Below are 7,760 nucleotides of genomic sequence, written 5' to 3' on the forward strand. Positions count from 1 at the left end.
GGGTCGAGCAGGACTGTGCGTTGCTCGCGGACCAGTTTGCCGAGGCGGTCGGCCTGTGCGGTGGCCCAGGCGCGATCGGGGGCGGCATCGAGGAACAGCAGTGCCGCCTCGACGCCGTAGGGATGGGTCTGTTCCAGCGCCTCGACTTCGCGGCGGGCGGAGGCCAGGGCGGCGGGGATCCAGGGGTGGGTGACTCCGCTGCGGAGCGCCGGGGCCAGGATCTGGCCGGTCGCGAGGAGGTCGGCGGCCGGGTGGTCGCTGACCGGCAGCCACGGGGGCCGCGGGTAGGCGGCCAGGGTCGGCAGGATCGCCGGGACGCCGCCTTCGGGGGTGGTGACCGTGGTCAGCCAGTCCAGGATTCCGGGCACGGTCGTGGCGTCGAGGCGGCCGGCGTCCTCCAGGACGATCAGGGCGGTCGCGGCGGCCAGTGGTTGCGGGGCCGGGCCGCGGACATCGGGTTCGAGCCCGTACGCGTAGCCGCCGTCCGGGGTGCGGTAGGCCGCCAGGGCGGCGGCCAGGCCGGAGCCGTCCGGTGCGGTGCCGAACAACACCTCGAAGCGCCGCTGTTCCAAGACGCGCCCGGAGGTCCACAGGAACGCCGCGGCTCGCTCCAACGCGGATGCGTTCTCAGATGCCGTCTCAGACGCGGTCTCAGACGCGGTCTCAGATTCGTTCTGGTTCATGCCGCCGAAGCTACCCGCGGCCACCTGGGCGGTCTTGAACGTTCCGGCCACGCGTGCCGCATCCCACAGCCGATGCGCACGACAGGTGCGGGGTCCGGCTCTAAGGTCGGCTGTAGCAACAGTGAATATTCAGTTCAGTAGGGAGAGCCCTAGTCGTGAGCGCACCGCACATCGGTTACGCGGCCATGTTGGAGCAGTTCGGGCCGATCGAGGTCACGGACTACTCGGCGCTGGCCGAACAGCACGGCTTCACCGGCACCATGGCCGCCGACCACTTCCAGCCCTGGGTGCCGCAGCAGGGCAACGCGCCGTTCGTCTGGAACGTGCTGACCGCCATGGGCGAGCGCACCACGACGGACCTCGGGCCCGGGGTGACCTGTCCGTCCTTCCGGATGCACCCGGCGATGGTGGCTCAGGCCTCGGCGACGCTGGAGGCCATGTACCCCGGGCGGCACTGGCTGGGCCTGGGGTCCGGGGAGGCCCTGAACGAGCACATCATCGGCGGGTACTGGCCCGAGGCGCCGACCCGGGTGGCGATGATGTTCGAGGCCGTCGAGGTGATCAACAAGCTGTTCACCGGCAAGGACGTGAAGCACTCCGGCAAGTACTTCACGCTGGAGACCACCCGGCTGTGGACGATGCCCGCGACCCCGCCGCCGATCTACATCGCCGCCGCCGGCCCCTACACCTCGCGCAAGACCGGCGAGCTGTGCGACGGGATCATCACCCCGGGCGCGGCGCACTCCAAGGTCGCCGGGGTATTCGAGAACTTCGCGGCCGGCGCGCGCAAGGCCGGCAAGGACCCGGACACCATGCCGAAGATCCTGCAACTGCACCTGTCCTGGGCGCCGACCGACGAGGAGGCGCTGGCCAACGCGGTGACCGAGTGGCCCAACGGCGGCATGAAGTTCCCCAAGCAGGACATCCGCTCGCCGTTCGACTTCGAGCAGATGGCCAAGCTGGTGCGGCCGGAGGACTTCGACGGCCGGATGGTCATCTCCTCCGACCCCGACGTGCACCGCGCCTCCATCCAGGCCTTCCTGGACCTCGGGGTGGACCGGATCTACCTGCACAACGTGGGGCGGAACCAGGCCGAGTGGATCGAGGCGTTCGGGCGCGAGGTGCTGCCGAAGCTGACGCGGTAGTCGCGGGCGGTAGTTCGCCCGCACCGGTGTGATGGTCGGCCGACTGGCCCGGATGGCTGACATCCGGGCCCCGGCGCGCCACACCCCGCAACCCCGGGCGCGGAGGTTCGTTCTCGATCACCGAGGGGGCGCGTGGACGCCCCCTTTCGTCGATCCCCAAGGAACAACCATGCACGGGTTCGTGAAGAAGGGTCTGCTGCTCTCGCTGGCCGCGGGCTCGATGATGGTCTCCGGCGCGGGCGTCGCCGCGGCGGCCGACTCGGCCGGCACCGAGGGCGTGGCCGCCGACAGCCCGGGGCTGGCGGCCGGCAACGTGGCGCAGGGCGCGGCCGACGTGCCGGTGCAGGTGTGCGGGGACGCCGGCGGTGCCGCGACGGCGCTGCAAGACGCGCTCGACAACCGCTGCACCACCTGGGACAACCACGCCTCGATCCGCGGCGCGGCCGCGGACGACCCGGGCGCGGTCTCCGGCGACGTGGTCGGCGGCGCGCTGGACGCCCCGGTGCAGGGCTGCGGCCTGACCGGCGCGGCGGCCGGCGTCCAAACCGAGGCCGAGGGGAACTCCTGCGACGACGTGCACACCTCGGCGACGGCCGTGGGCGCCACCGCGGACGACCCGGGCGCGGTGTCCGGCGACGTGGTGCAGGCCTCGGTGAACGCGCCGATCCAGGCGTGCGGCGACGCGTTCGTGGTGGGTGCCTTCGATACCGGCGCGGACGACAACCACTGCGTCAACCGCTGACGGGCCTTGACGAGCCTCTACGGGCTTTGACGAACCCTGTCGAATGCTGACAAACACCGCGACATCCGAGCTCGGGAGGGTGCGGGCGCACATTGTGCACCGCTCCCCCGGGTCCGGCCACCGTGTTCGGCGCCCGGCGCCCGGACCCGGACTTTCCGGGGTCTTTTGATCGCTCTTTCGGGGGAACGCGGGGTTGGCGCGGCGCGCACGCCCCGCGGCTGACAGCACACTGACTGTCAGATCCGCAGCCCCCGGTGGGTGCGGCGCAGCTTGGGAGGTGGGGGCGCGTGGCGGCGACCCGGCACAGGAAACCCGGTCCGATACGCAAGGCCGCTGAGACGCTGCTGGGCGGTGCCGCGGGCATCGGGGCGGTGACCGCGGTGGCCACCGTGATGCACACCGGGGGCACCCCCGCCGCGGCCGGGACGGCCCAGACCGCGCCGGCTTCGGCCAGGACCACCGCGGGCGCGGACCCGGCGGTGGTGGTGACCGGCGACACGCCGGTGTCGGACGTCGCGGACCCGGTAACCCCGGACCCGACGGGGTCGGTGACCCCCACGGACGTCGCGACGAATCCGCGCATACAGTACCAACCCACGCACGCCGCCCCGACGCGCGGCTTCGAGCCGGTCAGCACGCCGCTGCCGACGCAGGGCTCGACGACGCCCCCGCCGGTGCTGCGCTCCCGGCCGACCGATCCGCCGACGAGCGGCCTGCCGACCGGCGCCCCGACCAGCGTGCCGACCTCGGCGCCGAGCGCTCCGGTCAGTACCCCGATCAGCACCCCGACCTGGCCGGCCCCGCCGACCACCACCCCGTCGCAGCCCGGCGAGGGCGGCGGTGACGGTGGCAGCGGCGGCGGTGACGGCGGCCTCGGCGGTCTGCTGGGCGGGGTGCTCGGGACGCTGGGGACCGTGACCGGGACGGTGCTCGGCCTCGGACGACACTGAGCGGGCACGAGAGCAGGCGCCAGACCAGGCGCCTGAGCAGGCGCTGAGCGGGTACCGAGCGGGTGCTGAGCGGGTGCTGAGCGAGCACTAGCCGACACCGACCGGGCCCTGACCCGGCTCTCGGGTCGGGTCGGGCTCGGATCGGGCCCGGCTCAGGTCCCGCTCAAACCCTGGCTCAAACCCGCCTCGGACCCGCCTCAGACCCGGCCCGAGCCCGGCGACCTCGCATCATCGTCCCGAAGAACCCCGGAGAACCCCAGAGAACCCCACCAACCCCCGCAGCCTCAACTTTGTCAGTGGTTTGACATCCGGGCGAGCTGCGGAATCATTGTCCTGGCACCGTGTTCACGTACTGCATCGCACACGGCGCACCGTCGAACACGCAGCCCCCGGGCGCGGCCAGGACCCCGTCGAACCCCATGCCGAACACCGCCTGGGCGCCGGCGGCCAGCGGTTGCCGCCAGGGTGCCGGCGTGACGCTGACCACGTCGCCGGCCATCGCGGTCTCGCCGGTGTCCGTGGGCTGGTGCAGGCGCGCGCCGGTGACGTGGAACGTCAGGTGCCAGCCGGTCAGCGGAGCCCGGCCGGTGTCGGTGATCGTGACGTCGGCGCGATAGCCGTCGTCCCAATGACTGGTTACCTTGAACTGCACGAGTGCGGAGGCTGAGACGGGAGCGGAGGATGTCGCGGCGGGCACAGGGGCCGACCCGGTCGGCTGCGCGGGCGGGGTGCGGCTGGTCCGCGGCCCCGGGCCGGCGGTCCCCGGCGCGCCCGGGATCAGGGCCCTGGGACCTGGTTGGCAGACCACGCCGCAGTCCGACGACGACGCGTCCCGGTCCGGGCCGAGCCGGCCCAGGACCAGCAGCCCCGCACAGCCGGCCGCCGCGGCCAGCGCGCCGATCACGGCCCACCGCACGGTGCGGCCGCCCCAGCGTTCCGCAAGCCCCGTCGTGTGCTCACCCACTGTGCCTCGACTCCTCCTCGTCCTCCGCGTCCGTTCCCCGGCCCGGCGATCCGGTTTCGCCCGGTATCGCGATGTCTGCCCCCGTACATCCCCCCATCGGGTACAGTTCGGCCAGCATTGCCGTGTTCTTCGCGGCCGGGTGCCACGATCGGGGGCACAAGCTATCGCCGAAGCCGGTGCGGGGCACAACGTCCGTGGCCGGGCCGCTGGTGGAGCGGCCACCCGACCGAGCGGGAACGCCGCGCCGGGTAGGGCGAACGACCGCGCACGGTGAGGATGTGTCGGCATGATTGTGTCTGGGCCCCCGCCGGGGTCCGCACGGACCACCCACAGGACGGCGGGAATGGCGTCGGCGTTCGACCTCTCCGGTTTCTCGGTCACCGACATGGTCGTCGCCTCCGGCGAACTCCGGGCCGCCACGGCCGGGGCCACGACCATGGAGGAGGGCTCGGCGGCCATCGTGGAGTGGCTGCGGCACGCCTTCACCGATCCTTCGACCGGCCGGCCGGCGTTCGCGCTGGCCCGGATGTTCCACACCGTCACCTGGGACCGCCTCACCCCCGATCTGCACTCCTACGTCGCCACCCGGGACCCGGCCGCCGCCGCGAACGACGACGGGCTGCCGTATCTGACGCTGCTGGCCACTTCCGGCGACCACCCGCACTGGGGGGACCGCCGCAACAGCCGGGACCACCAGGCGATCCCGCTGTCGGCCTCGGACGTGGTGCGGCGCGCTCCGCTGGCGCTGGCGTTGCTGGACCGGCTGCTGGGCTTGCAGCCGGCGGCTGAGCCGGCGCCGGGGCGGGCGAACGGCAACAACGAGGCGGCGGGGCTGCACGCGCGGCTGCGGGACCGGTTCGACGTCTTCCACGTCCCGGAGGCGTTGGGCAGCCCCTATGTGCCGACGCCGGAGTTCGTGCGCGACTACCAGATCCGCTCGGCGATCGCGCTGGGCGCGGTGCTGGACTCTGGCGGGCCGGACCACCCGGATCTGCCCGGGGTGCGGAACACATCGCTGTACACGGCGTTGCTGTATTCGCGGGTTCGGATCCCGGCCGAGACCGCGACGCACTTCCGCACTCTGGCCGCGGCGATCCGGCTGGCGCTGACGCCGCTGCTGGCAGCACCCTTGTTCGCCCCGTCCGCCCCGGCGGCCGGGCACCAGGTGTTCGGGGCCCGTAACGGGAACGGCACGAGCAATGGGACCGGGACCGGGGTGCGGAGCACCGGTGCGGCCGGGAACGGTGCGGCCGGGAACGGCGTGGCGGGCGGCAACGGCGCGAGCCCGGCTCCGGCTGCGGGGTCCAACGGCACCGGCACGGGCACCGGGCACCGGGCGCCAGCGCCGCTGGTGCCGCAGCAAGCCTCCGCGCCGCCGCCGTCGTCCTCCTCGGTGCCCACCGCCCCCGGCGACGGCAACGCCGCGGCGCTGGCGGCCGAGGCCGAACTGCGGGCCTCGCAGCGGCGGCTGACGCAGGAAACGCGGATCGTCGAGACGCTCTACATGATCGGGCAGTCGCTGCACCGGGAGCTGGACACCCGCAAGATCGCCAAGCTCGCCACCGACGCCGCCACCACCGCGATCGACGCCGAGTTCGGGTCCTGCTTCTACACCCTGACCTCCACCAACGGCCAGGCCCAGACCCGGTTCGCACTGGCCGGGAAGATTCCGGTCGAGCGGTTCGAGAACCTGCCGATGCCCCGGCCGACCTCGCTGGTCGGGGCGGCGTTCCCGGGCACGGCGCCGATCCGCTCCGGCGACGTCACCGCCGACCCCCGCTACGGCCAGCGCGCGCCGTTCCACGGCCTGCCGCCGGGGCACCCGCCGGTGAAGTCGTTCCTGGCGCTGCCGATCACCACCATCGGCGGCACGGTGCTGGGCTCGATGTACTTCGGCCACTCCGAGCCGAACCGGTTCACCGAGCGCGACGAGCAGATCGTCAAGGGCATCGCCGGCCAGGCGGCCTCGGCGATGGACAACGCGCGGCTGTACCGGCTGGAGCGCGAGACCGCGGTGGAGCTACAGAACTCCCTGCTGCCGGCGTATCCGCCGCAGCTGGCCGAGCTGGAGATCGCGTTCACGTATCTGCCCGGCGCCCAGGGCACCCAGGTCGGCGGCGACTGGTTCGACGTGATCCCGCTGTCCGGCGGCCGGGTGGCACTGGTCATCGGGGACGTGATGGGCCGCGGCATCAAGGCCGCGGCGATCATGGGCCAGCTCCGCACCGCGGTACGCGCCTACGCGGTGATGGACCTGCCCCCGGGACAGATCATGCACCTGCTGAACCGCCTGGTCTGCACCATGCCCGCCTCGGCGGCCAGCAGTTCGTCCGCGGTGAGCACACTGAGCGCGACCGGCACCCACCCGGCCGGCATCGGCGCACTCGGCGCGGCCGGCGACGACGGCGTCGCCGAACAGATCGCAACCTGCGTCTACGCGGTCTACGACCCGGCCGAGGAGGTCCTGACCTGGGCCAGCGCCGGCCACATGCCACCGGCGCTGATCACCCCGGAGGGCACGGCACACCTGCTGGAGGACGACCTCGGGATGCCGCTGGGCATCGAGGAGGCGGTGTTCGACGAGGTGATCCAGCCCCTGGCCGGCGGCAGCAGGCTGCTGCTGTACACCGACGGGCTGGTCGAGTGCCACAACGCCCCGCTGACCGAGCGCCTGAACCGGCTGTCCACGGAGCTGGTGCGGTCTGACGACGGGCCTGGCGCGGTAGGGCTGTCGTCGTCTTTGGGGTCGGGGTCGGGTTCGGGCTTGGGCGCAGCCTCGGCCGCGGTCTCATCCGCCCCGCTCGGCGCGGAGACCGTGCAACGCACCTGCGACCGCCTGCTGCACGCGATGCTGTCCGGCGACGAACACGACGACGTGGCACTCCTGATGGTCCGAACCCGCCCGACCCGCATCCGCAAGGCGGCCCTGGACCTGGACCCCGACCCGATGGCGGCGCGGGCGGCACGCCGGTTCGTGACGGCGACGTTGGAGGACTGGGAACTGAACCACCTCACGGACGACGTGCTGTCGGTGGTGACGGAACTGGTCACCAACGCGACCCAGCACGCCGCGACGACCAGCCAACTGGCGCTGCGCTCACACCCCGGGCGCCTGATGGTGGAGGTAGCCGACTGCGACGGGCGGATCCCGCGGCCGGCGGTTACTCAGGCTATGGATGAGCGGCATCGCGGGCTGTTGATAGTGGCTCAGCTTTCGCAGCGGTGGGGGGTACGGCCTACGGAGCGGGGGAAGATTGTCTGGGCTGAGATGGGCGC

The 7,760-nt window shown here is 72.8% G+C and carries 6 protein-coding genes; 4 read left to right on the forward strand and 2 right to left on the reverse strand.

Annotated features, from left to right (window positions below; all coding sequences use genetic code 11):
* Positions 1 to 683, reverse strand: a 683-nt coding sequence (locus IZR01_RS46465; RefSeq protein ID WP_194927560.1) for a hypothetical protein, incomplete at its 3' end; no start/stop codon positions are given.
* Positions 684 to 838: 155 nt separating this feature from the next.
* Between IZR01_RS46465 and IZR01_RS46470 the strand changes: the two genes are divergently transcribed.
* The 3 genes from IZR01_RS46470 (at position 839) to IZR01_RS46480 (ending at position 3,520) form a co-directional block, all read left to right on the forward strand.
* A complete protein-coding gene (locus IZR01_RS46470) occupies positions 839 to 1,828 on the forward strand; it encodes a TIGR03557 family F420-dependent LLM class oxidoreductase (protein ID WP_323746778.1) in 990 nt (329 codons plus the stop codon).
* Between the two features lie 169 nt (positions 1,829 to 1,997).
* A complete protein-coding gene (locus IZR01_RS46475) occupies positions 1,998 to 2,570 on the forward strand; it encodes a chaplin (protein WP_194899934.1) in 573 nt (190 codons plus the stop codon).
* 287 nt (positions 2,571 to 2,857) lie between these two features.
* The gene (locus IZR01_RS46480; RefSeq protein ID WP_194927561.1) at positions 2,858 to 3,520 is read left to right on the forward strand and encodes a hypothetical protein; all 663 of its coding nucleotides are present in this window, start codon (positions 2,858 to 2,860) and stop codon (positions 3,518 to 3,520) included.
* A gap of 325 nt (positions 3,521 to 3,845) precedes the next feature.
* On the opposite strand, the gene IZR01_RS46485 is transcribed toward IZR01_RS46480, so the two are convergent.
* Positions 3,846 to 4,484 (reverse strand): cellulose binding domain-containing protein, encoded by a 639-nt coding sequence (locus tag IZR01_RS46485; RefSeq protein WP_194899865.1) that lies wholly within the window; start codon positions 4,482 to 4,484, stop codon positions 3,846 to 3,848.
* A 343-nt stretch (positions 4,485 to 4,827) separates the two neighbouring features.
* Here IZR01_RS46485 and IZR01_RS46490 point away from each other — a divergent pair.
* Positions 4,828 to 7,760, forward strand: a 2,933-nt coding sequence (locus IZR01_RS46490) for an ATP-binding SpoIIE family protein phosphatase (RefSeq protein ID WP_194927562.1), incomplete at its 3' end; no start/stop codon positions are given.

Origin of the sequence: Catenulispora pinisilvae (assembly GCF_015356865.1) — a bacterium.
GTDB lineage: Bacteria > Actinomycetota > Actinomycetes > Streptomycetales > Catenulisporaceae > Catenulispora > Catenulispora pinisilvae.